Below are 24,818 nucleotides of genomic sequence, written 5' to 3' on the forward strand. Positions count from 1 at the left end.
ACTTTTATTTTAGTTATCCACAAAAACAGTGGATAACTTTTGGGATAACTAAATGGGGTAAAAAGTGGGGTGTTTCTGCAGGCTTTGCGCCATGGGTCTTACAGTGAAATTCTTATTCACATAGACACAAAAAAGTGTCTTCTTAACCATGTCGTCAAGTACTTTTTCGCAAATTTTTTCTACTTTAATGCACTTTACAGGCGCTGTTGGATATTTCGCAAACCCATGAACTTTTTGTGATTTTAATCAAGTCCAAACACGAGTAGAATTCACCGTTAGTAAAGAATTTTCCTTATAAAATTTTTAGTGAAGCAATGAAGTCTGAGTTTCCAAGTTATAAAGATAAGCATATCGCTGTTGTTGGTGGCGGTGTAGCAGGTGCAACAGCAGCAATTCATTTTGCGGAGCTGGGTTTTAAAGTTTCCGTAATAGAGAAGGGCGTATCACTAGTAAATGGTCCACCCATTTGTCATTTGCATGCTGGTGGTAATTTATATCGAGAGATTTCCGAGCAACAATGCTTAGACTTGTTAGCACAATCTATTGATACTGTTCGCCTGTATCCGCTTTCACTGAATATTCGTCCGACAATCATCGCGGTTCCTCATTCCGATGGTGGAGACCCATCCACACTAATTCCGCGATTAGAGGTTGTGAAAAGTGCTTATCAGACGCTCGTTGATAAAGATGAGAGTAATAAAGTGCTCGGCGAGCCAAGCGAATACTACAAACTGTATTCAAAAGCGGAGCTAGAAGCTCTCGCGCAACGTACTCAACCAAGTCATCCTACAAACTTCGATGAGTGGTGCATTCCTTTTGCTCAACATGCTGATCTTGAAGCGCTAAAGTATCCGGTTGTCGCAGTTCAAGAATATGGTTGGAGTGTTTTTCGCCTCGCTGCAATTGCCAACTTAACACTAGATACGCTTCCTAATGCTTCAGTCTTCACACAAGCAACGTTCAAGCAAGCCGATTGGATGGGGGAACACTGGCAACTTGGCTATGAACGTGAAGGTATCGATTACCTTATGACATGCGACTACTTGGTTAACGCGTGTGGCTTTGAAACAGGTTCAATTGACAACACAGTTGGTGCCAAGCGTGACAGGTTGGTGGAGTTTAAAGCCGCTTACGTTACGAGGTGGGCAGACTGTCAACAACAATGGCCAGAAGTTATTTTTCATGGCCCGCGTGGAACCGATAAAGGAATGGCTCAATTGACGCCTTATGGCGATGGTTACTTTCAACTTCATGGTATGACAAAAGGAATCACGCTGTTTGAAGATGGTTTAGTGGAGAGCACGAACTCATCTGCTCAACCTGAACTGCCTATGCCTTTACTCTCGAAGATCCGTAACGGCTGGAGAGAAGAAGTGTTAGAAGAGCGAACGAACAACGCCATCAAACACATGGCGCAGTTTATTCCCGACTATCACTCCGCTGTAAAAGGAGGAAAAGCATTATTTGGCGCTCAGCAAATTCCCGGAACAGATCCAGTACTCAGAGCGGCAGATGTGACTTTTGAAGATAACCACTACGCGAGAATAGAGGTGGTAAAAGCGTCATCGACACTACTCGCAGCGCAAAAAATGCTTCAATTCTGGTTTGACATCGATCCTAACCAAAATGTGGAAACACAGCATCCGGTCGCTGTAAAGTGGTCTGAACAAGAGATCGAGCAGTACGCGATTAAACTCACTCAAGAGCGAGGCTATCCACAAGCTTTAGCAGTGCGTTATGGTATGCCTGCATAATCGGCTGTGTTTGGGCTCAGTGGTTGTATTAATACCCAAAAAACTGAGCCCATTGGCACCATACTTCTTGCAAGCCTAGTCTATCTCCTTTCACAAAATTGACTTTTTGTCCGGGTTTCGCCTGTGCCAGTCTAGGTAAGTCAATACGAGCTACGCAGCCAAATTTAGGATACCCGCCAATAGTCTGGTGATCGTTGAGCAGCACAATAGGGTTACCATCGCTAGGTATTTGAATTGAACCTAACGCAATTCCCTCTGATAGTACGCCTTCGTAAGGTGGACGAATGTTATTGCCCTCAAGACGGTAGCCCATGCGATTCGAATTGGGGGAGATGATGAATGCTTTGTTATAAAATGCTTGGCGAGCGTCTTCATCAAAGTCCTCGTTCTGATAGCCTTCAATCACTCTCAGCTTAATGGGTAAGTTGTAATCTGGCTTAAAGCGAAACGTCATTTGCCTTGGTTTACGTTTCGGTAAGTTATGAGGGACAAAGGGAAGAATATCACCAGCTTTCAAAGCGCCACCATTTGAATCATAACCACCTAGAGATTCTCGCAAGACGGTCGATGCGCTTCCTAAGTGCTGAGCAACATTGAATCCACCTTTAACCGCTAGGTAGGAGCGAAGTCCATTCCTTGCGACTCCGAACTGAAGCTTCTGTCCTTTTTTCAACGTAAAGTCAGACCAATTTGAAATAGGTTCACCATCTATTTTTGCATTTAAATCACCGCCACATATAGCAAGGTGGCAGTTATGCAATGCAATAAAACAAGCGTTACCCAGAGTAATTTCAATCGCAACGCAATTGACTACGTTACCAAGCAAATGGTTGGCCCAACTGTAAGCATAGTCGTCGACCGGGCCACCTTGAGTCACACCGACATGCGCTAAGCCAAAACGACCAAAGTCTTGAACTAAAGAGAGCGGTCCTGGCTTTTCCACCAGTAATCCACCGTAACTCATAGTACGCCTCCTAAATCGATAAACTCTTGTTTTGAAATAGCATTAAAGGTGACCTTGTCACCCACTTCAAACGGTATAAAAGGAGGAGAGTCGGAGAAGAGCGCAAGCGGGCTTTTACCAATAATGTTCCATCCGCCAGGACTATCTGATGGATAGACGGCCGTTTTAGAGTCTGCGATTCCTACACTTCCGGCCGGCACTTGAGTTCTTGGTGTGGCAAGCCTTGCCATGTGCAATTGAGTATCAACGTCCGAGAGAAATGCAAAGCCTGGAGCAAAGCCAATTGCAGAAACCGCGTACTCGGTTTTCGTATGCAGGGTAATAAGATCGTCTAATGACAGACCTCGCATTTTAAAACGAGATAGATCTAACGCGGTTTCTTCAGAGTAATATACAGGGATAGTAATGTGATTTGGCTGGGAAAGCTTAAGTGATTGAGTATCAAACTGGCTCACGATTTGTTGCAGCTCATTGGCTAAGTTCTTTTCGTTGATTCGAAAAGGTAAGTAATCAATGAGAATAGTTTGATAGGAGGGGACAACGTTCATAACAATTGAAGCGAAAGTTTCTCTTATGCTGCGAGCAAGCTCTCCTACTGCATTTTCAGAAATACTCTCATCAAACTTAATGAAAATACTGCACTCGGAGATCAAAGAGATATTAAATTTCTCTTTATGCATTAATTTCCTCCAGCGTATAGGCTTTGGCGGATCTTTTGGATCAGCGCGATCGACTCTTCATTGTCACCATGAACACAAATTGTGTCGGCTTCCAATAATATGTAACCGCCTGAAGCGGTTTTGACACGCCCAGAGTCAGCTAAGGTCCGGACTTGCTCAAATATCGCGTGCTCGCTTTTTAACACGGCATTGGGCTGTGTTCTAGGAGTCAGTAAGCCGTCATCTTGGTACAAACGATCTGCAAATGCTTCAAATAGCAAGGGAACATCATAATCGTCTGCGATTTCTAAGTATTTTTCGTTTTCCTGTGAAGCTAGGATCATTAACGGTACTTTGAACAGTGCTGCCGCCTTAACTACCGCTCTAAATATCGCATCACTTTTCATCATGTCGTTGTATAGAGCGCCATGAGGCTTTATGTAACTGATGTCTGTGTATTGCGCCCGGCATAATGCTTGTAACGCACCAACCTGATATATAACCATGTTCGTAATTTCATCACCCGTCATGCTTATGCTTCGTCTGCCAAAGCCTTGTAGGTCGGCGTAACCTGGGTGTGCGCCAATATCAACATCGTTGTCATTCGCTAGGGTGATGGTGTCGTGCATGACATTAGGGTCGGAGGCATGAAAACCACACGCGATGTTCGCCATATCAACATGGGGCATCACGTCTTCATCTGCGCCCATACTCCAAGAGCCAAAGCTCTCGCCCATATCACAGTTCAATGTAAGTTGCTGTTTATTCAATGTCATACGTTTTATTTCTACACAAGCAATGGGTTTACGATGCAGGAAAATGCATCTAGGTTCAGTGACTCACTTCATTCTTCTATCATGAAAACGAAGCTTTTTGAGCAGATAGCTGGCGAAAAAGATCACGTTAGTCCATAAAGATGTTGCCGTTATTTGAGTTGATCCGAATTTTAAGGTATTTCGTTTCTTTTCCATCCAATTTTTGAGAATTTAAGGTTATTTTGCATTAGCATCGTGTTAATCTTGTCGCCCTTCATGGGTGATAGATTGCATAATGGTTCTTCTGTCATTTTTGTGGTTGTCTGCGACAGGAATATATATGTCATTACGAGCGAAGCTTATTTGGCCTCTTCTGGTCTTTTTAACGGCTATCTTTGTTATCTCAAAAGGTTACACCTCGTATACTGTATACCAATCGTCTAAGCATGAACTGGTCGAGCAGACAAGAAAGTTGATTAACAACGTTTCTTTCTCAATTAAAGATGCGCTGACGACAAAGGACAAGCAAAAAGCTCAAACTATTCTCGCCAACTTTTTAAACCAGCCAAATGTAACTCGGGTCAAACTTTATGACCAAGATGACCAACCATTCGCTGTTATGGAGATAAGTGGGGCACTGGCACCCGTTCCAAGTCAAACCGAAAGAAGTAGGTTGCACGCTCTAGGCTATGCCTTATCAACCAAATTTCTTTATGTTCTAGAGCCGATTATCCATGATGGCTATGTCATTGGTAGCATGAGAGTTACGCTTTCTCATCGCCCAATTGTAGAAGCCATACAATCTTTACTTCAAGATGGCGCTTTACTTCTTCTGTTTCTGATCGCTGGTGGCACTGTTTTTTACATAAGTATCGAGAGGCTTGTTCTCAGGCCCGTGATGGAACTCAACCGCGTAATAGAGAATGTGACACACGGACGAAACACGGAAAATCAAGCTCGCTATTACGCCAAGGATGAAATTGGAGACCTCGCGCGCTCTTTCAATCAAATGATGAATAGGTTAACAGTACGTGAGAAGCAGCGGCAACATTCGCTAGACACACTAGAACAAAAGCGCGCATTTTCAGAAGAGGTTATCGAATCTGTTCAGCATGCATTAGTTATTACCGACAATTCCGGACGTGTTATTCATTGTAATACGGCGACCCAGCAAATATTTCAAAAAAAATTAGATGAACTTAAATATGCCAATATTCGTGATCTAATTAAAACCAAAACACCGAATGAGCTGAGTCAGATCCTGAGTCGAGGCCTAGAGTGCGATGATATTCACCTCAAAAATGCAGATAACGAACAGCAGTTGAGCCTAACCAGTCGTCGCCTCTCGACACATGAATACTTACTGTTTTCGATTCAAGATATCACCGAAATTGAAGAAGCCATAAACCGGCAACGTGTTGCGGGGCGTGTTTTTGAAAGCAGCCAAGATGGTCTCATTGTTCTTAATCATCGCGGTGTCATTACGATGGCAAACCCTGCCGTCACTAAGTTAGTCGGCTTAGAGGTGGATCAGCTTATTGGGAAATCATTCATCCAAACGCTAAAGTGGCGCAAGTTACAGGAAATGATGCCTAGTATCATCGAGTCGATAGAAAATTATGGCGTTTGGCAAGGTGAAGTTATCGAGAAGAACCATATTGGTCAGTTTGTACCGATGTTTGCTCGAGTCAATCGTATCGTTAAGTGTGAAGACTATGGTTTCTATGATCTGGTTATTGTTCTTACCGACCTTTCCGGCGCAAAAGAGATGGAACGATTGGAGCATTTAGCTCATCACGATGCTTTAACGGGGTTAGCCAATCGATCTAAGTTCCATTTAGAGTTGGAACAACTAGTACAACGCTCTGGATACTTGCGTGACGAATTTGCAGTTTTGTACCTCGATCTGGATGGATTTAAAGAAGTTAACGATACCTACGGTCATGATGCAGGTGATGAAGTTTTGAAAAAAGTTTCCGAGCGTCTAACATCTGCGACGAGACATAGTGATTTAATCGCAAGACTTTCTGGTGATGAATTTGTCATGTTGGTAAATCCCGCCAATCAAAAAGTGGTCACCCGAATAGCAGAACAGTTGCTCGAGAGCATATGTGCTCCAATTGAGTACAAAGGTCACTTACTCAAAGTTGGCGTTAGTATCGGCGTAAAATTAGTCGGCGTAAATGAGCGCGATGCTACTCGAGTTTTAAAAAGTGCGGATACGGCAATGTATCAAGCAAAGAAAGCCGGAAAAGGCCAAGCAATATTAATGGGATGCGAATTACAAGAGACAGTTTAAATCGTAACGTCAAAGCTTTAAACTAACTCAATTCGCGTCAGAAGGAATAATAAAATGAAAGTACTCGTTACGGGTGGTATGGGCTATATCGGTAGTCATACGTGTATTCAAATGATCGAAGCTGGCATGACGCCAGTGATTCTAGACAACCTGTACAACAGTAAATCTACGGTATTAGATCGAATTGAAAAGGTATGTGGTGTAAAGCCAACCTTCATTAAAGCCGATATCAGAGATAAATTGGCGATGGTAGAAGCACTAAAGTCGCACAATATTGAAGCTGTTATCCATTTTGCAGGTTTAAAGGCCGTCGGTGAGTCTGTAGCAAAACCTTTAGAGTATTACGACAACAACGTTAATGGCACTTTAGTATTGGTTGATGCAATGCGTGAAGCCGGAGTTAAATCGTTGGTATTTAGTTCATCAGCGACTGTATATGGTGATCCTGCATCTGTACCCATCACAGAGGACTTTCCAACTAGCGCAACTAACCCATATGGGCGCAGCAAATTAATGGTAGAAGAGTGTTTAACCGACTTCCAAAATGCGAACCCTGACTGGAGCATTACACTTCTTCGTTACTTTAACCCGGTAGGTTCACATCCAACAGGCGAGCTAGGTGAAGATCCTCAAGGTATTCCAAACAACTTAATGCCGTTTGTTTCTCAAGTTGCGGTAGGGCGCAGAGAGTTCCTTTCTGTGTTTGGTAGTGATTATCCGACCAAAGATGGCACAGGCGTACGTGATTATATTCATGTAATGGACTTATCTGATGGTCACGTTGCTGCATTAGAAAAAGTAGGTAGCAAAGCTGGCCTTCATATCTATAACCTCGGTACTGGTAACGGCTACAGTGTACTGGACATGGTGAAAGCATTTGAAGCCGCAAGTGGTAAAGATGTCCCATACCAACTTGTTGAGCGTCGTCCAGGTGATATTGCAGAGTGTTGGGCGGATCCATCAAAAGCGATGAATGAGTTAGGTTGGAAAGCAACTCGCACTCTAGAAGAAATGACTGGCGATACATGGCGCTGGCAGTCTACTAACCCTCAAGGTTATCCAGATGCCTAATCTTTAATTTACATAATAGTAACAAAAAGGCGCGTGATTGCGTCTTTTTTGATCCAAATCGGAAAAAATCGTAAATTACTGGTTAAAAGGTAGCAAGTATATATAGAGCTGTTAAACTATGCCCGACTCTTAATTTGGGTTATAAATTTTCTCATAGCTATTGGGGTAGTTCATGGAACTCGGTCTGATCATCACTTTCATCATTGCAGCAGCAGTAATGGTGAAAAAAGAGATGGCAAAACAGTAAACTTTCATTTTTCATACTTTTCTTTACATTTTTGAAATGAAAGCCATAAAAAAAGCCAGCATTACGCTGGCTTTTGTGTTTTTAAGGTTTAGAACTCGTATTTAACACTAATGTTATAATTACGCTCAGCTTGCGTTTTGTCTCGACTTAACTCAGTCTTACCGCGAACATCGTTCCAAAGATGGTATTCTTCATTCGTTAGATTCATAACACCAGCACGAATGGTTATATCTTTCATTGGTTTGTAGTACGCCGTTAAGTCAACGACTGTCGCAGACGGCAAAGCAACTTGGTCTTTGATTCCGCCTTTATCACCATCAGAGTTGATATCACTGTTCGATTTCTTAGCCGTGTAGTTTACTTTTAGGCTTGTCCCCCAAAGTGCATTTGGTGAATCGTAATTTACAGCAGCTACGGCATTCCATGGGTTTACACTGTTCAAAGGATTACCATCACCATCTTCACCTTCTGTGTATGCTGCAACAAAGCGAGTTGTCACGCCTGATGGAAGACCAGCAATGGCATGCCAATCAAGACGGTTAGAGAGCTCAACCCCTTTAATGTTTGCTTCACTAATATTGATATTTGTGAATTCAGTTAAACCACCATTGTTTGATGACGTTTGCTCAATAAAGTCACTGTAATCACTGTAGTAGAACGCTACTTCAGTTGCCGACGCTGCAGTGTTATGACGGTAACCAAGCTCATAAGACAAACTCTTTTCAGATCCCAAATTTGGGTTAGGGCGGTTGGTATAGCCATGAGCCGGATTATCGTAGGTGTAGTAAAGCTCGTCGAACGATGGCGCTCGGAACCCTTGGCTCACTTGCGCGAAGATCGTGCCTGGTTGCGATATAGAGTAAGTTGCTCCTAAACGACCAGTTAATGCAGAGTCGCTAAACTTCTCGAATGACTCTTCAGAAGTATTTGAAGGATTAGTAGAGAAGTAATCGTAACGCACACCTGGAGTCAGAATTAGCTTGTCATTAAGAAGCGAAATTTCATCTTGCAAGAATAAACCAAAGCTTTCTTCTTTTGCATCCGGTGTGTAAACGTAAACAGTATCTGGCGTGCCAGGATCGGAATTAAACTCGCGATTGGTATTACTGATGTCACTATGTTTGTACGATATTCCGTAAACAATATAGTGATTTTGAATCTCTTTATCTAACTGAGTTTCGAATTCAAATTTGTCTTCAGTATATTCGTAATCTTTTTTCTGTTGGTTGTCACCACTAGCCGGTACGTAAGGTGGGTAACCAGGGCTAGCTTCGATAAAGCGATTAGAGACGCCGTTTTCTTCTTTACCAATCCATGTAAGCTTGGACGTGATCGTATCCGAGATAGCTGCATCTGCAAACCAAATGTGCTTGAGCCCAATGCGATTTTGCTTGGTTGTGTCTTCAGCGTTGAAGTTTTTGTAACTTTTATGTGCGATCTCTGAGTCAGTCTCGTTGTAAATAACTTCTCCCAAAAACTCCAAGCGATGAGCGTCATTCAATTGAGATTGAAGTTTTACCAATAGATCGTTTTTGTAATAATCTTGGTTGTCCACAGAATAGTTATCGTAAGGCGCCTTAGAGAAATTTTGTAGCTCTGCACCATCACGGCGTGTAAAGGCTACAAGTGCTTCTGTACTACCGAAACGCTTTGCTAAAGCTACATGCTCACTAAAAGAGTTATCTTCCGATGAATAAGAGAGTTTAGCTTGACCACCAAAGTCTTTGCCATCTTTGAGGAAATCCTTCGGATCTTTTGTTTCGAATGCGACAACACCGCCAATTGCATCACTACCATGTAGGCTAGAAGCTGCTCCTTTAACAATTTCGACACTCTTTAGCATATCGGGGTCGACAGTAACGGCACTAGAATTGATAAACGAATATGGTCCACCGCTGAATACACCTGGTTGAGATGCACCGTCTACTAAGATTTTAACTCGTTTACCTTCCATCCCGCGAATGTTAATACTTTGGACGCCTTGGCGTTGAGTGCCATTAACAGTAACACCTGGCGTATACTCGAATAGATCATTCAAGTCCTTTACCATGTTTTCTTCGATGTCTTTCTCTGATACAACAGCAACAGAAGCAGCAACAGTGTTTATGGTTTGGTTGGTACGGGTGGCCGACACAACGACTTCTTCAAACTTAGAAGCTTCTTCCGCATAAGCAGTATGGGAAAGGGCAACTAAAATGGAGGCTGACAAAATTGATTTTTTATACATTGGCTTCAATACCTTAGATCCATAATAGGTAACAACACGCGGATATTAATGGATCTAAATGGTAATTACTATCATTACCATTGTCATTTATTGATTTGTATTGAATCTTCTTCTTAGGCTATTAGCATTCCTAGTCTTTAGTTATCAATATGTTATATAATTTGTCGTTAGTTCTTGATAAGTTCATCCAAATACAACGAATGTGATAAATGTCACATTAAGAGAGGCCATGTGCAGAGTCCAATTACGTTAGAAGCACTCCATATTCTAGATGCTATTGATCGAAGAGGGAGTTTTGCTGCTGCTGCGAATGAGTTAGACAGAGCCCCGTCATCGCTGAGCTATCAAATCCAGAAACTCGAGCAAGATTTAGACATTATTATCTTCGATCGCTCTGGTCACAAAGCCCATTTTACTGAAGCAGGTAAGCTTATTCTTGAAAGAGGAAGAGCCATTTTACAAGCCAGTGAAAAGTTAGTGAACGATGCAACGTTATTGGCGAATGGTTGGGAACTGGATATTACCATTGCCTTTGATGGCATTATTCCTATATCCAATTTTTTCCCGATGGTTGATGCGCTGGCCGAGGTCAGCTCAACTCGAGTCAGGCTGCAAGAGGAGATTCTGGCTGGTAGCTGGGAGTCGTTGAATACGGGGAGAGCTGATTTACTGATTTGCCCATCACTGGATACGCTTCCTCAAGAAGTTAAGTCAGAAAAAATTGGTAAAATGAGTATGTATTGGGTAGCTTCCGCTGATCACTATGTTCACAAGCGTAGTGGTAAGTTTGATGAAGCAGCGCGAGAAAAGTATCGGATTATTGCTATTGCAGATACCGCACGTGAGCAACCAGCGCTCTCAATTAATATCATTCAAAAACAGCCTCGCTTGACCGTCACCAACTTTACGGCAAAAGTAGAAGCGCTCACTGCAGGTTTAGGTATTGGTACATTACCAAGCCAAATTGCACAACCTCTTATTGATAGTGGTGTATTGAAACGAATCGAAGGCACTGAAGAACAGCCGATGGATATTATTTTGGCATGGCGCCGGAACACTATGGGTGAAGCAAAATCCTGGTGTATTCAGTACTTAAAAAAGAATTGGAAACTAAAGTAACAACGTAACTTTTACTTCTTAGATTCCCATTGATTACCGAATGTAAGACTAATGCTGCGCTTTTCGATTTAAAGGGAGCACCATATCTGCCGTACCGTCTGCAAACTGGACATCGATCTCAAACCCCAAGTTCTGAGCCAACATCAACATCCCTCTGTTTGTTGGCATGGTCATTCCAGACATTTGCTTTGTGCCTTTAACTTTGCAATAGCTGATTATTTTCTGCATCAGCACTTTGCCTAAACCTTTTCCTTTCAAATCTGAACGAACCAAAATAGCAAACTCAGCGTCACTATTGTCTGGTGTAATCAATGCGCGGGCTACCCCTATGATAGACGGTCCGTCAGTATTAAACGCTACCGCAACAAACGCCATTTCGCGGTCGTAGTCGATTTGAGTAAAGTTTGCCAAAGCCTCATGGTTGAACTCTCCAACTTCAGAAAAGAAACGCTTATAGAGATCTTCTTTCGATACGCTATTAATGAATTGAGCATGCAGCGGCTCATCCTCTGGCAAGATAGGACGGAGCAGGATAGGTTGGCCATCTCGAAGCGTCACCGTTTCGACAAACTCTGCCGGGAAAGGGCGAATCGCTAGCCGTTTTTGGGCGTCTCCTTCGTACTTACACAGTGTGACATCTGCATCAAGGATAGTTAAATCGCTTCCGGACACTAGTACTGGATGGATATCCAGTTTTTGTATTTCTGGTAACTCAACTGCCATTTGGGAGATACGAACCAAGAACTTCGACAACTCAGTAATATCGAGCGCATCTTTGTGTTTCTGCAGGCGAATCTTTCCAGACTTTAGGGCAACAACGACAAGGTAGCGCGCAAGCGTCATGTTCAAAGGAGGAAGTGCAGCGACGGCATCTTGGGCGATATTCCACTCAGAGCCGCCTTGACCAAGCAAGATCACTGGTCCAAAGACTTTATCTACTGCAATACTAATCCGTAGCTCTTCAGCGCTGCCGAGCTTTGCCATCCCTTGTACTAACAGCCCATGTACATTGGCGGAAGGGTAACTGAGCTTTACGGTATCTAAAATGGATAGCGCTGCGTTGGAAACTTCTCGACTGTTTCTTAAATTTAGAGCAACACCGTGAACATCCGATTTATGAGGAATGTCTGGAGAACGCAATTTAACCGCAACAGGATATCCAATATTTTCTGCCATATGAACGGCTTCAATGTCGTCAGATGCAATCCACGTAGGCAAAACGTTAAACCCGAACAGCTTAAATAATGGGCTGGTTTGATGCGTATCCAAGGTGACTGTGTTTTTATCCAGTAGTCGTTCGTTTACCCATTCTTTTGCTGAACTCACACTTCCAGAATGTAATGGCTCTGCCGTCGTTGGCGTTTCCATTAGTTGTTTCTGGTTTCGTCTGTATTCGACCAAGTGCATGTATGCTACAACCGCACTTTCAGGTGTTCTATAGGTTGGAATGCCTGCTTGAGTAAAGGCCAGTCGCGCTTCTCTCGACGTTTGTTCTCCTGACCAGTTGGTCAAGATATTAAAATGCTTATGCCGAGGGTGAGATTTGATGGCATTAATAACGACTTGAGCAGTTTCAAGAGGATCAGAAACAGCAGAAGGACTATGCATAATCAATATCGCATCTGCACAGTCGTTATTCATCAGTGCGTTAATGGTATCAATATAGCGTTTTTGGGTTGCGTCACCAGACAGATCAATTGGATTTCGAGCACGCCAGTTGGATGGAAGTACTGCTTGTAATTGCTCAATGGAAGCGTCATCAAGCGTTGCGAGTTGGCCACCACGTTCAATCAAAGTATCAACGGACATAACAGCAGGGCCGCCGCCATTGGTGATGATCGCTAAACGCTCTCCACGAAGTGGCACAGAATGCGTGAGTGTTTCTACCGCGGCAAAAAGCTCATGCGTATTGCTGACTCGTAACATACCAGTTCTGCGAATAGCAGAATCGTAAATTACGTCAAGTGTATCTCCGTCTTGCTGCTCAAAAGTATTCATCTCTTTAGATCGGCCCGCTTTTAGCACCAATATACGTCGGTTACGTGAAGCGGCGCGCGCAGCAGACATAAATCGGCGAGCGTCTTGGATATTATCAACATAAAGCAGAATAGCTTCAGTGTTTCCATCCATACTCAAATAGTCGAGCAAATCTGCAAAATCGATATCTTGTCCGCGCCCAATCGAAATGAACGAAGAAAAACCAATGTTCTTATCATTTGCCCAGTCTAAAACCGTGGTACAAACCGCCGCGGATTGTGAGATGAAAGCAATTTTTCCGGGTTTAGCTGCAACAGGGGAAAACGTGCAGTTAAAATTGTGCCAAGGAAGGATGATACCTAAGCTGTTTGGGCCTAAGACTCGAATGTTCAATGATGAGATATCTAAAGGATTAGGGTCATCAGAGATAACAATCGCAAACGGTGTGCCTCTCTCATCTAGCTCTTTAAGCAATTGCTCGTTACGTGAAACGTTCGTACACAAAATTGCAATATCTGGCGTATAGGGCAGGGAAGCTACATCAGGGTAAGCGATCACGCCAGATACGGCTTTATATCGCGGCGTTACTGGCATAATCGCGCCACCAAATCCACTTTGTAGAAGGTTGCGCATCACAACATGTCCTGCTCGCAATGCTTTTTGAGATGCCCCAATAACGGCCACAGAGTTGGGTTTAAAGAGTTTATGTAGTTTATTCATGCTGACTCCTGGCCGTTTGTAAGTCACGTTGGCTTCTCGGTTTCATATCAATCATAACGAATAATTTACTGATAAAACATCTTCAGACCAGACATTGCAGAAAATGTGTACGATGCTTATGGAGTTTGTGTTATTCATCACATCAAAATCACAGATTATTGTATTTGATGCTTGATAAACGGCCCTGCTATCGGCATGATTTATCGTAATATTTATCCAGAGCATTTGTTACTTCATGAAAAAAATCGCAATCATCGGCTTGTCAGTTCTGCTTTCTGCTTGTGCATCTGAAACTTACATCACGGATGTGACCTCAGAAAGTTACCGAGAGGACTACAAATCAGATCGTATCTCTAAACCAATTATGGCGTCTGAAAACGCTGTAGTAGAAAAAGACGTACAACCAACTGTTGTGAAAATGACGGCAAAGCCTGAAGAAAAGAAAGTAGTCAAGCTAACGCCAAAAGAGCAGGCGAAGCCAGTTAAGATCGTACCACCAAGTAAAAAGCAAGCTGGCATTCAACGATTCGGCTATACCATTCAAGTCGCAGCTGTGGGTAGCCAAGCTAAAGTCGATCAGTTTGCAAATAAGCTGCCACAGAACGGTCAGCCAATTTGGGAAAACTACAAAGTTGTAAACGGTACTAAGTGGTTCTCAGTTTTATACGGAGACTACGCAACAAGCGCAGAAGCCAAGCAAGCGATTTCGACTTTGCCAGCTCAATTTCAGCAGTTAAGACCATTTGTTAAAAGCATTGATGCAATCAAAAACTCAGCTTACCCAACGCTTAACAAATTAAATTAACACATCAAATAAGGGAGCGAATAGCTCCCTTATTTATTTGCTCAAATCCTATTCGAACAACATTCCTCACATTAAAATTACTGTACGTCACACTTCAAAGGTTTATCATAATAAATAGTATCTTTTGTAGGTCACGGAAAGATGGATTCATGATTAAAAATATTCTTTTACTATGCGGCGGTGGCTCTTCTGAGCACGAGATTTCATTATTGTCTGCAAACTTTGTCGAACAACAACTAAATCTTATTGAAGACGTTCACGTTACACGCGTAGAAATAAAAAACGAAGGTTGGATGACCAACCAAGGTGAGTTGGTTTACTTGGATCTCAATACCAAGCAGTTGTGCTCAAGTGAATCTAATCAAACCATTGATTTCATCGTGCCTTGTATACATGGTTTTCCTGGCGAAACAGGCGACATTCAATCTCTGTTTGAAATCGCAGGTATTCCTTATCTTGGCTGCGGGCCAGAAGCGAGTAGCAATAGTTTCAATAAAATCACATCTAAGCTTTGGTACGACGCTATTGGCATACCCAATACGCCATACTTATTCTTAACGCGAAACGATGAAGAAGCTCACGTTCAAGCTCATAAAGCCTTTGAAAAGTGGGGAAAAGTTTTTGTTAAAGCCGCTCGCCAAGGCTCTTCCGTTGGCTGTTACAGTGTCACAGAAAAAGACAAGCTTTCTAGTGCAGTAAATGATGCTTTTGGGTTTTCTGACCAAGTGTTGGTTGAGAAAGCAGTAAAACCTCGAGAACTTGAAGTTGCTGCATATGAGATGAATGGCCAACTACATATCACTAAGCCAGGCGAGGTCATCGCGCCTGATGGTGCTTTTTACTCGTACGATGAAAAGTACAGCAGTTCAAGTCACTCGCTCACAGAAGTTGAGGCGAAGAATCTAACTCAAGTACAATTAGATTCCATCCAACACGCGTCAGAAACGGTATTTAAGCAAATGAATCTTCGTCATTTATCTCGTATCGACTTTTTCCTAACGGAAGATGATGAGATTTACTTAAACGAAGTAAACACATTTCCAGGAATGACTCCGATCTCAATGTTCCCTAAAATGCTTCAAAACAACGGGCACAAATTTCATGAGTTCTTGGAAGATTGTATAAACAGTGCAAAGTGATTAACGTTATCGAGACGCGTTTTATGATACAAGTTGTTTTCTAGAGCAAGGATTATTCAAGCCGTATTTGAATATTGCTCAGTAGCAATTATGATTATATCAACGCATTAAACAGATGACTCAGTGGTATGGCGATTTCAAATTATAGAGGTTTTAACCTGCAGTCAGTCGGATCAGATGGCAGTGTTTGGAAGGTTAAAATCAAGAACCACGTTTTACAGGGCAGTTTGACGGCGGTAAAGAAAAGCATTGATTGGTGGTGTGACACCGCATCGATTATTGATCCCAAAGAGTTTGCTTCACTCGGACAAAGAGTGCAGCAAACTGGTGTTGCAAAATCAGAGGTCTTTAACGGCTATACTATTCAAAACGATACAGGCCAACCTAACTCTTGGTACTGTATGTTTAATGGTAAACTGATTAAGGGCAGTAAAGCCGCTATTCAACGCCATATCGAAGCTTATTTGATTGCAAAGCAAAAAGCGATGCAAGCTCAACAACAAAAGAAACAATAGAATGACTCTGGTATATTCAACAGAAACCGGTCGAATTAAACCGGAAGAAGAAAAAGTATCTCGCCCTAAAGGCGATGGTGTTGTTCGGATTCAGCGGCAAACGAAAGGCCGTAAAGGTAAAGGCGTATGCATTGTTACAGGTTTAGACTTGGATGATGCACCTTTAAAGTTATTAGCGGCAGAACTCAAAAAAGTCTGTGGCTGTGGTGGCTCTGTAAAAGATGGCAATATCGAGATTCAAGGTGATGCTAGAGACAAGATCAAGGCACATCTTGAAAAGAAAGGCATGACAGTCAAATTAGCCGGTGGCTAATTTAATATTTCCAGTAAACAAAAATGGCGTCTAAAGAAATAGGCGCCATTTTTTATAAGTTGCTAATTGAAGAGCAAGCAATCGTAGATTGATAGATCGATATTAGCTATTTTATGGTAAATAACCATTATGTTTAATGCTCACAGTAAGGCCCTTAAATTTAAAATCTGCAGGGGAATAGGAGCATACTCAGACAACATTTAGCGTACGGCGATATACAATTTAACATAATATACATAATGCGATCTTAAGAGTTAGAAGATTAGCATTGGTGAAGTCAGTTTAGTTACACCGTATTTGGCTGTTGCTGCTTTGCAAGCCTCATCAGCTGTCTTGTATGGACCGTGAACTTCGATTTCACCAAAGCGACAACTTGATAATAACCAGTCATCAACTTTAAAACCGTGTGGCTGATTAAGTTCCTTCATTGTATCTTGGGTTACGTTCAACACTGTACACGTTGGTTCTGCATCTTGCTCATTCAACATGAGTCAACATGGACACGCATTTGCTTAACTCAAACGTGTAAGTACTACATTAGTTTTATAGGAACAAGGAATCTAACAGATGTAAACTCTCTACTTTTCAATCTATACCTAGATCTTTCTTCATATGTTCACTCAACTCGTTAGTGGTTCTTACATTAATCTTATGTTTGCAATGATGGATTCTCAACTCTTCACCAAATAATTTTACTAGTGATTTGGTATACAAAGTACTAATATTATTTATAATTCTATACAATGTATCTTTCTGATAAACAGATCTTTTCGAATTTTGTATTGCAGTCTTCATATTTAAATATCCTCACACGTTTAACTTTATAATTTAAAGAATCAATTTCAACTTTTATTATTACTTTTTCCGATATGGAATGAGTCATTATCAATGATGCACAATCAACAATTAAATCACCCGAATCCAACTTAGTAATTTCGCGAGACAATTTTTTTTATTTTTAAATCTTTATTTCTATATTTAATCCGATTGAGTTAATTCCTTCAGGATATCGGTTTAACTTAATATCCAATATGGTTTTATTAAGATAGTAGTCTGCCATTATTTCATGGCGGCTTTTAAATATCATTGTCCCCCTCCGATGATGCAAGTTATACTTTCCCACCAGTTAAAAGACAACGTGACTCAGAGTTGCAAAAAGGTAACAATCATGGAATTGATGAACAATGAGCTGATCTGCTTTGCAGCCATTTGTAAACACCTCTCTCTTACAGAGGCATCAAAAGAACTTGGAAAGTCTAAAGCTCAAGTCAGCAGGCAGCTAGCAGCATTAGAAAAACAACTTGGCGTAACACTCGTCCACAGAACAACAAGGAAACTCGTTTTAACTGATCATGGCGAAAGCATTAGAGAGCTTGCTATCAAGACGTTAGAGAGTTTGCACGAGTTAAATTACAGAGCTAGCTCGTTGAGTGAATGCATTGATGGAAAGTTTAAAATCACAATGCCCAACTCTATAGCCTCTTCTATTTTTGGTTCTGTTCTTAAAGACTTAAAAGAACGATATCCAAAAGTTGATTTTGAAATATCGTCAAGTAACAATGTAGAAAATTTATTAGAAAGCAATGTAGATTTAGCGATTAGGCTTAATAATGTTATTGATGACACTCTTATTGCACATAAAATTGGTGATTATAGTGATGTTTTGATATCTAGGATAAGTAATACTAACAACAAAACACTATTAATCTACAAACATCATTCGAATAAGGAATCAATTAAAAATCAATATACTGATGTTATCGAAGTTGATAACACCTCTATTTTAATAAACTTTGTTTCTGAGGGAGTTGGGGTTGGTGTCATTCCAAACTATCTTGTTAAAAGTAATTATATAGACAAAAACATCCGAATATCGCAAACTTTTGATATAGAACGTTCCATGTATATTGCCTACCCTTATCAAAACCCTTTGCCAAGAAAGCTAGCTGAGATATCTACTTTTATTAGGTCTGAGTTATCACAAGTATTGAAGAGTGAGTCATTTTAGGGCGGTTGTTCAGATTTAGAATTTTGCGTTGTCTACTCAACTAGGCCTAACACTAATCTTTGTAACATATTGTTTCGGCGGTATTTATTAACACCCCCATCTTTATGCTTGCTATCACAATGTGAGATGCTCTGCCGTCTTGTTATCAAGGTTTTGCGTGGAATAAATCACGTGGGGTAAACGATAGATTGACTTACATTAAAATTTTCATCAAAAGCAACTTTATATAAAATTGATTTCATACCAATCTATGTGTATCTTCTACCCATATCCCCACAATAACCAAGGAGAATGCCATGGATAAGCTACTCGCGTCTGCATTAGAAATTAAGCAGCGAACTATGGTGACTGGCTTTTTTGCTAGAAATGGATTCAAAATCGCTATGACCGATTTTGATGATGTCACTTTTGAGCGAGAAGGCGTGCAAGTTAACGTACATTTTGATCTGCAGTCAAACGCGGAGTCTGCATCTGTTTTATCTCATGAGGCATCAATCATTCCTGGCTAAAAACTTTTATTATCACCGATACACCAAGCCGAACATAAACGTTCGGCTTGTTAGTGACAAAAAATGATGAGTGCGAACAAGAGTTGTCGATCACTCGTCTAAATAGACGATTAATAAATCAGCTTCAACTTCGTTCACAACCTTTGGTATCGATGAAAAAAAGCGACTCAATAAGTTGTGATGATGACCACAGACAACTAAATCTATCCCCTCTTTTTTGACGATTCCCGATAGTTTTATATGAAGATCGCCGATTACTACCATGGTCTCGTTTACTGGGTATAAGCATTTATCAGCGAGCTCTTGCAGCCTTCTTTCCAATTCTTGCTCTTCCTTCGCTTCCATGACTATGCGATCAACATCTACGTGAACAAATGAGAGTTTGCTGCTTGAGTTATCTGCTTGCATTATTGCTTTTTCGATAACGGCTTGGCTAGATTTAGATAAGTCGACAGCAACCAAAACGTGCTTGTAACCCATCATTCCTCCCTTGGTTAGTTTTTGTTCTCATATTAAGTCTAGTCCACATAGAGCGAACACAACATCAAAACTACTGCTACTCATCCAAAGATCAACGATGTTTTCCCAATTTCTTCTCTAATTATCGGACTATTTAACAGGAAGGACGTCAGGAAACGTTACGTTGTAATAGGCGTTACTGCTCTTGATTTCTACTACTCTTGAGGTTTCATATTACCCACTTCAACGTCGCCTAGTTTAGTAAAACTACTTTAGGTTAAGCGTGTTCAATATGTAACGCTCCGCTCAAATCCAGGAGACGTATTTCGGCTAAAAAAGCAGCTCAATAAGATGAACTTCGATTCATCTATTACATATGTCTGCGAGTGCTTACTGTTCTTATATCGCTTATTTAATAAGTCTAGTTTAATTACCGTTATAAGTTACGGTGTATCTTTTTTTCTTTTTTCAGCATAATCCTCTACCTGGGAACGAAGCCCTCACGCACTTTGTAATTAAATTACAAGATTAATCGCAACCAATATGGTCGGCAGATTAAATGCCCGAGGTAAAGAATTGATATTATTGAGTTTAATTTATGAGTTCTTTAAAAAACGCCTAATTACCTGTGCTACGAAAACTAAGGTTAACACGATTGGGTAAAATTTTACTAACTCGCTATTTAGTCTTAAAGGCAATTGAACAAGATTAAAATCATATAGGTTTAGTAAATTGTAGTTACAGCGTAACTAGGGTGGTGTTTGGGAATGTAAAGGAATTGAAAATAGAAAGGCAAAAAAAACAGGGCGTATGCCCTGTCCATGAATTGATTAGTTTTGTTGCTGTTGTTTTTCTGCGTACTCAGAACGAATCCGTTCGGCAACAATTTTGATAGCTTCTGCAGTACTTGTGCCCTTCGCCATCAATTCTTGAATTCTCTCTACAGCTTGTTGTTGCTCTTGGTGAGATAGAGGGGGTAAATCGTCAAACATAAAAAGCTCCTCATTTTGAGGAGCTGACTATAACGATTCAATTAATAGGTAGCAAGGAAATTAATGGATGCACCCATAGCGTTCTCGTTTGTGTACTGAGCTGCGATATCCAATTCGAACAACTTAAGTGGAGACAACCCGATACCAGCAGTAATGGTTCCTTCGTCCTTACTTCGAGCTAAGTTCTTCATATACCCTGCTCGTAATGCCATTTGACGCAAAATATCAAATTCAATACCAGCTCGAATCATTTGCGTATTATCATCAAAGGATGAAAAACGTTTTTCTTCGTTAAGATCGTAGTCAACACTCATCGTAAAGTAATCGGCAACAATCCCTGCCCCAACGGTGTATACAGGACGCATGCTATATTCGTATGATTTTATCGTATCGCTGCCATATTGGAATGATTTTGTTTTAACGTCTCTTCCGATCAAATTTTTCGCTGAAATACCGAGACGATATGGGCCAAAGAACCAAAGTGCGCCTGCGTCTAAGTTAAACATCGTTTCCGCGGTCTCATTTTCACGTAAGTCTTTAGTATCAAAATTCTGAAAACTCGTGGCGTATGAGTATGTGTATATACGCTGAAGTTTAGGAGTAACACCAAAAGAAAGGTGTTGGTTCATGAAATTAGTGTATTTAGCAAGTGAAATACCAGCTTCAGCCACGCCAATAGAAACACCTTGTACATAGCTATCATCTAATGGATTAGTACCTGAGGTATCAACATTTGGTTGTACGAATGATTCAGTGTATAGCTTACCGTATGCAGTTGCAGATAAGAATTTGTTGGGGATACCAATGGCAACGACACCACCAAGATCAAAGTCTGTCTTTTTCCCATCGATAGCATCCATCGATTTTTTGATTTCATCGACGTCTGTCAATTTGCTGATGCGTTCGATTTCATCAACTAGATCATATTGATCATCGTAGCTGCCACCAAAACTTGGCACGATCATGCCTGCATCGTCATTTCGGCGATAAATCGCAGTAAGAGCGGGGTTGAAAAAAGGCGCAGTTAGATAAGTTGCTGATACGGTACCAACGCCCCCCATTGCATCACTACGAGCCTCTATCGCATAAGTAGCAGCAGAAGCAGCATTAGCGAAAAGAATAGTAGCAACAGAAGTGGCAAGAATTTTATATTTGTTTTTCATACTACACTTATGATTTTAGTTCGTCCTGAACCTTTATCGGCACAAGTAGTATTTCTTTAACTATTCTTCCTGGGAAAGATCATAGGTTCGGCTAATAGTTTGAGCCTGCTCAACAATTATATCGCCCTGCCAACGGCGACTATTGATACTTACCGCCAATACGTATCTATCGTTTGGGACACCCGCTAGCTCCAATGAATTTGGATAGTTAGACTCGTAAGTCTTTTTCCACATTTGCTCGTACTGGCCATCAATGTAGTCATACAAACCGACTTCAAGTTGCGGTAATGGACAATGGGGATTACGAAGTGCGCTCTTTTCTACTTTCCAATTCTCTTTAGATGTCCAACGAACATATTGAGAAGAGTTTGAATCTCCAAGTATTACCCAAGTTCGATACTCTTGTTTATCAGTAGAAACAACGGTTAAGTGATATAAACCAGCTTCAAGTTTACCTGTTAAGTTATAGCGTTTCGAGTAGCTACGCTCGTTGGCAAGTTCTGTCCCGCTCGGCTGTTGTTCATAGCTGAATGAACTGTCCGCGGATATAGAATCATCCACCCATCGATTAAATGAAATATTTTCGATGTCAGTTGTAGCTCTTAGCTTGATTACCAATCTAAATGTATCTCGCCCAGGGCTTTGAATAGTCTGACGAATAACGTTCACACCACTTATCCAATCAGGCAGCGTTACACCAGTGAGAGCCTTGCCACAGTTTTTAGATAGTGACTGACCAAGAAGATCATTAAGGTGAGGAGTCAAATCTTTACTTGGTTCCGTTTGCCAGAGTTCAACAAGAGAGTTGAACATACCCGCAAGATCATCTTCAAGTAAGTGTTGATGTGCCTGTGTTAAAGGCGTGTTAGTTTGAAACCAGTCCATTGCATGGACTGGTTTCACTAACGCTAATGAGAGAACTACAGGGAGTAGTATTTTCATTACGACTTATGCTTTCATCTTGTAGCCAACACCACGAAGTGTTTCAATTTCCAGTCCTGGCAGTTTTTGACGAAGCTGTAGTACATGTGTATCAACCGTACGTGTTGTCGGGAAGTGATTGTAACCCCAAACGTGGTCAAGTAGCTCATCACGAGTAAACACGCGACCTAAGTTTGACGCCAAAAAAAGCAGCAAATCAAACTCTGTTCGAGTAAGCGTAATTAGCTCGTCTTTATAAGTCACTTCACGAGTCGAGCGGTCAATCTCTAAGTCTTTTGTAATCACTTTATCAGCGTTGCTTTGTTCTGCTGAATCCGGTGCTCGTAGCTGTGCACGGATTCTCGCAAAAAGCTCCGCCTCAGCAAAAGGCTTTGTTAAGTAGTCGTTCGCGCCGGAATCAAGGCCTGCAACTTTATCTTTTACGGTAACAAGTGCCGTTAACAAGATAACTGGTACGTCTTTAATCTGTTTCCATTCTGGGAGACATTGTACAGAGTCACCATCAGGGAGTTGGCGATCGAGAATTACCAAGTCAGCTTTTTTCCATTGTGGCTCTACGTCTGCAATACGCTCCACATGTAAACACTCATATCCTGCTTGTTCCAGGCTTACTAACAGGCCGTCAGCCAAGTTTTTATCGTCCTCAACGAGAAGCAGAGTCTGTTTCACAAGGTATCTCCAATATAAAAGTTGTAGGTGGTCCCATTAAGGACATTTTTCCGCCCATGCGGCCTACCATAGATTCAACGATTGTTAATCCAAGTCCTAACCCGCTCTTACTTACGAACGGTTTCTTCAAATTTGCCCAATCTTTAGCCGTTAGGCCTCCTGCATCTCGGACTTGGAATACTATTTTTTCTTCACTAGTTGAGACATCCAATTCAACCGGTGCGACACCGTACTTAAGCGCATTACGAAGCAAGTTATCGATACAAGTTCCTAACCAGTACACATTAACTTTAGCAGCCACATCTTCATTGATGTTAAAAAGCACGGCACTATCAAATTCTTCTTCGATCTTAAATTCTAACCAATCTGCAACGGATGGTACCCAGTCTGTTGCAAGCATTTGGTTATCAGATTGCAAATAATCTTTACTCGCTTCTGCCAATTGACGCAGGCGGCGCGTATCTTCACACAATCTGCGGAATTCGTCATACACACTTTCAGGCAAATGCTCGAACTCTCGACGAAAGCCCTCAACCGTTAGTGACAGAGATGCAATCGGTGTTCTGAGCTCATGCGTTAAAATTTGCAACACGAGCATTCTACTACGTAGTTCTTCTCGCTTGCTATTCCAACGGTACACCGCCCAACCAATCACCAAAAGAATATTGGCGATTACCAGTATGATCATACTGATCCGCAAAACTTGCGAGTGATCTTCTACATCCCAACAAATATTACCTCGTTTAACAAAGCAACTTTTGCTTTGAGACGCTAGAGCGTATGACAGACCCGCATTCGCTACGTTCTCTTGCCAGATATCTTTCTCGAAAACAAAGTAACGGTCACCACGTCTTAACCAAAGTTCGTTACCTTCAATAAACATGCTCGCGCCTGCAATCAAAGCATTAATGGCGTCGTCATCCATGTTTTTCAAGCTTTCTAGCAACTCATCCCCTTCCTCGTTATCACGCTCTTTTATATGCATGTACTGAGATAGTTTGGGTTTGAGTTCTGGATACTTATCCACATAACGTGCCGCATACGTCCCACCACCAGGGTGAATGAGACCACTACGCGAGAACCAACGAGGTGTCAGCTGCGTCCCTTTACAAATCGCCCTTGTAAATACTAAAGGCTCAGTAATTAAAGGACTTAATGGTAATTTGCCACGACAAGTATTCGCCAAGCTGTAAAGCTGTTGGATATCTTTTAACGGATAGTCAGACGTTTGCGGCAGAAGCGAATCTGGCGCAAGTAACTTGGTAGGATAATTTGATTGCAGAATACGAATATCGTACGACTTAAGAGCTACTTCATAGTTAAATAGCTCTGTAAACGTATCTATTCTTTCTGGTAGTGAATCGGAAAATGCAGGTGCCGAAAAAAGCGGCAATACAGTTGCAAAACCGAGCAAAAACTTTTTAATCAAACTGTTACCGTCACTTGTTACATTAGCCAAAACTATACATCAATCTACAAGCAATTGACATCTGCTAACAGAAGGATTTGCAT

Annotated in this window: 22 protein-coding genes; 10 read left to right on the forward strand and 12 right to left on the reverse strand. The window is 41.4% G+C overall.

The genetic code is table 11. The features are described from left to right. Positions 1 to 314 precede the first annotated feature (314 nt). Positions 315 to 1,754, forward strand: coding sequence for an FAD-dependent oxidoreductase (locus KJB35_RS19670; RefSeq protein WP_213907671.1), 1,440 nt, complete (start codon positions 315 to 317; stop codon positions 1,752 to 1,754). A gap of 28 nt (positions 1,755 to 1,782) precedes the next feature. Here KJB35_RS19670 and KJB35_RS19675 read toward each other — a convergent pair whose 3' ends face one another. Genes KJB35_RS19675 through KJB35_RS19685 form a run of 3 tightly spaced genes read right to left on the reverse strand, consistent with a single transcriptional unit; the run spans position 1,783 to position 4,153 of the window. Continuing rightward, complete coding sequence (locus tag KJB35_RS19675; RefSeq protein ID WP_085569034.1) at positions 1,783 to 2,718, reverse strand: biotin-dependent carboxyltransferase family protein; 936 nt, start codon at positions 2,716 to 2,718, stop codon at positions 1,783 to 1,785. Continuing rightward, positions 2,715 to 3,398 carry an allophanate hydrolase subunit 1 gene (locus KJB35_RS19680; RefSeq protein ID WP_064369254.1) on the reverse strand — a complete coding sequence of 228 codons (684 nt, stop codon included), beginning with the start codon at positions 3,396 to 3,398 and terminating at the stop codon, positions 2,715 to 2,717. The genes KJB35_RS19675 and KJB35_RS19680 overlap by 4 nt, the downstream gene beginning before the upstream one ends. Beyond that, positions 3,398 to 4,153, reverse strand: a complete 756-nt coding sequence (locus KJB35_RS19685; protein ID WP_285356539.1) for a 5-oxoprolinase subunit PxpA — start codon at positions 4,151 to 4,153, stop codon at positions 3,398 to 3,400. The genes KJB35_RS19680 and KJB35_RS19685 overlap by 1 nt, the downstream gene beginning before the upstream one ends. 319 nt (positions 4,154 to 4,472) lie before the next feature. Between KJB35_RS19685 and KJB35_RS19690 the strand changes: the two genes are divergently transcribed. Then, positions 4,473 to 6,431: a diguanylate cyclase domain-containing protein gene (locus KJB35_RS19690; protein ID WP_025767774.1), complete on the forward strand. Its 1,959-nt coding sequence runs from the start codon at positions 4,473 to 4,475 to the stop codon at positions 6,429 to 6,431. Positions 6,432 to 6,485: 54 nt separating this feature from the next. Next, positions 6,486 to 7,502, forward strand: a complete 1,017-nt coding sequence (gene galE / locus KJB35_RS19695; protein WP_005376309.1) for a UDP-glucose 4-epimerase GalE — start codon at positions 6,486 to 6,488, stop codon at positions 7,500 to 7,502. A gap of 335 nt (positions 7,503 to 7,837) precedes the next feature. Here galE and KJB35_RS19700 read toward each other — a convergent pair whose 3' ends face one another. After that, positions 7,838 to 9,976 (reverse strand): TonB-dependent hemoglobin/transferrin/lactoferrin family receptor, encoded by a 2,139-nt coding sequence (locus KJB35_RS19700; RefSeq protein ID WP_238843171.1) that lies wholly within the window; start codon positions 9,974 to 9,976, stop codon positions 7,838 to 7,840. A gap of 231 nt (positions 9,977 to 10,207) precedes the next feature. Here KJB35_RS19700 and KJB35_RS19705 point away from each other — a divergent pair, with 231 nt between their 5' ends. Next, positions 10,208 to 11,095, forward strand: a complete 888-nt coding sequence (locus tag KJB35_RS19705) for a LysR family transcriptional regulator (protein WP_017634152.1) — start codon at positions 10,208 to 10,210, stop codon at positions 11,093 to 11,095. A gap of 48 nt (positions 11,096 to 11,143) precedes the next feature. Here the strand turns inward: KJB35_RS19705 and KJB35_RS19710 are convergent, their stop codons facing one another. Next, positions 11,144 to 13,792 (reverse strand): bifunctional acetate--CoA ligase family protein/GNAT family N-acetyltransferase, encoded by a 2,649-nt coding sequence (locus KJB35_RS19710; protein WP_161441563.1) that lies wholly within the window; start codon positions 13,790 to 13,792, stop codon positions 11,144 to 11,146. Between the two features lie 235 nt (positions 13,793 to 14,027). Here KJB35_RS19710 and KJB35_RS19715 point away from each other — a divergent pair, with 235 nt between their 5' ends. From KJB35_RS19715 to yciH, 4 genes are all read left to right on the forward strand, one after another. After that, entirely contained in the window at positions 14,028 to 14,597 is a 570-nt protein-coding gene (locus KJB35_RS19715) for an SPOR domain-containing protein (RefSeq protein WP_005390018.1), read from the forward strand. A gap of 149 nt (positions 14,598 to 14,746) precedes the next feature. Further along, positions 14,747 to 15,736: a D-alanine--D-alanine ligase gene (locus KJB35_RS19720; RefSeq protein ID WP_213907670.1), complete on the forward strand. Its 990-nt coding sequence runs from the start codon at positions 14,747 to 14,749 to the stop codon at positions 15,734 to 15,736. Positions 15,737 to 15,864: 128 nt separating this feature from the next. Then, positions 15,865 to 16,251: a DUF3319 domain-containing protein gene (locus KJB35_RS19725; RefSeq protein ID WP_213891331.1), complete on the forward strand. Its 387-nt coding sequence runs from the start codon at positions 15,865 to 15,867 to the stop codon at positions 16,249 to 16,251. 1 nt (position 16,252) lies between these two features. Beyond that, positions 16,253 to 16,564: a stress response translation initiation inhibitor YciH gene (gene yciH, locus KJB35_RS19730; protein WP_005376292.1), complete on the forward strand. Its 312-nt coding sequence runs from the start codon at positions 16,253 to 16,255 to the stop codon at positions 16,562 to 16,564. Between the two features lie 254 nt (positions 16,565 to 16,818). On the opposite strand, the gene KJB35_RS19735 is transcribed toward yciH, so the two are convergent. Then, entirely contained in the window at positions 16,819 to 17,052 is a 234-nt protein-coding gene (locus KJB35_RS19735) for a hypothetical protein (RefSeq protein WP_213907663.1), read from the reverse strand. 680 nt (positions 17,053 to 17,732) lie between these two features. On the opposite strand from KJB35_RS19735, the gene KJB35_RS19740 reads away from it, so the two are divergent. Together KJB35_RS19740 and KJB35_RS19745 are read left to right on the forward strand one after the other, a co-directional pair. Further along, on the forward strand, positions 17,733 to 18,572 hold the full coding sequence (locus KJB35_RS19740) for a LysR family transcriptional regulator (protein ID WP_262606022.1): 840 nt from the start codon (positions 17,733 to 17,735) through the stop codon (positions 18,570 to 18,572). A gap of 296 nt (positions 18,573 to 18,868) precedes the next feature. Further along, a complete protein-coding gene (locus KJB35_RS19745; RefSeq protein WP_005376260.1) occupies positions 18,869 to 19,081 on the forward strand; it encodes a hypothetical protein in 213 nt (70 codons plus the stop codon). A gap of 90 nt (positions 19,082 to 19,171) precedes the next feature. Here the strand turns inward: KJB35_RS19745 and KJB35_RS19750 are convergent, their stop codons facing one another. From KJB35_RS19750 to vxrA, 6 genes are all read right to left on the reverse strand, one after another. Further along, positions 19,172 to 19,561 (reverse strand): universal stress protein, encoded by a 390-nt coding sequence (locus KJB35_RS19750; RefSeq protein ID WP_042520919.1) that lies wholly within the window; start codon positions 19,559 to 19,561, stop codon positions 19,172 to 19,174. Positions 19,562 to 20,370: 809 nt separating this feature from the next. Next, positions 20,371 to 20,532: a YoaH family protein gene (locus KJB35_RS19755; RefSeq protein WP_005376257.1), complete on the reverse strand. Its 162-nt coding sequence runs from the start codon at positions 20,530 to 20,532 to the stop codon at positions 20,371 to 20,373. Between the two features lie 41 nt (positions 20,533 to 20,573). Then, positions 20,574 to 21,695, reverse strand: coding sequence for a conjugal transfer protein TraF (locus tag KJB35_RS19760; protein WP_053349901.1), 1,122 nt, complete (start codon positions 21,693 to 21,695; stop codon positions 20,574 to 20,576). A gap of 60 nt (positions 21,696 to 21,755) precedes the next feature. Next, complete coding sequence (locus KJB35_RS19765) at positions 21,756 to 22,637, reverse strand: DUF2861 family protein (protein ID WP_017820158.1); 882 nt, start codon at positions 22,635 to 22,637, stop codon at positions 21,756 to 21,758. A 6-nt stretch (positions 22,638 to 22,643) separates the two neighbouring features. Further along, positions 22,644 to 23,306: a response regulator transcription factor VxrB gene (vxrB, locus tag KJB35_RS19770; protein ID WP_005376251.1), complete on the reverse strand. Its 663-nt coding sequence runs from the start codon at positions 23,304 to 23,306 to the stop codon at positions 22,644 to 22,646. Beyond that, positions 23,281 to 24,735 carry a sensor histidine kinase VxrA gene (vxrA, locus tag KJB35_RS19775; RefSeq protein WP_262606059.1) on the reverse strand — a complete coding sequence of 485 codons (1,455 nt, stop codon included), beginning with the start codon at positions 24,733 to 24,735 and terminating at the stop codon, positions 23,281 to 23,283. Before vxrA ends, vxrB begins: the two co-directional genes overlap by 26 nt. Positions 24,736 to 24,818 lie beyond the last annotated feature (83 nt).

The sequence above is a fragment of the Vibrio sp. D431a genome (assembly GCF_030248655.1).
Taxonomy (GTDB): Bacteria; Pseudomonadota; Gammaproteobacteria; order Enterobacterales; family Vibrionaceae; genus Vibrio; species Vibrio alginolyticus.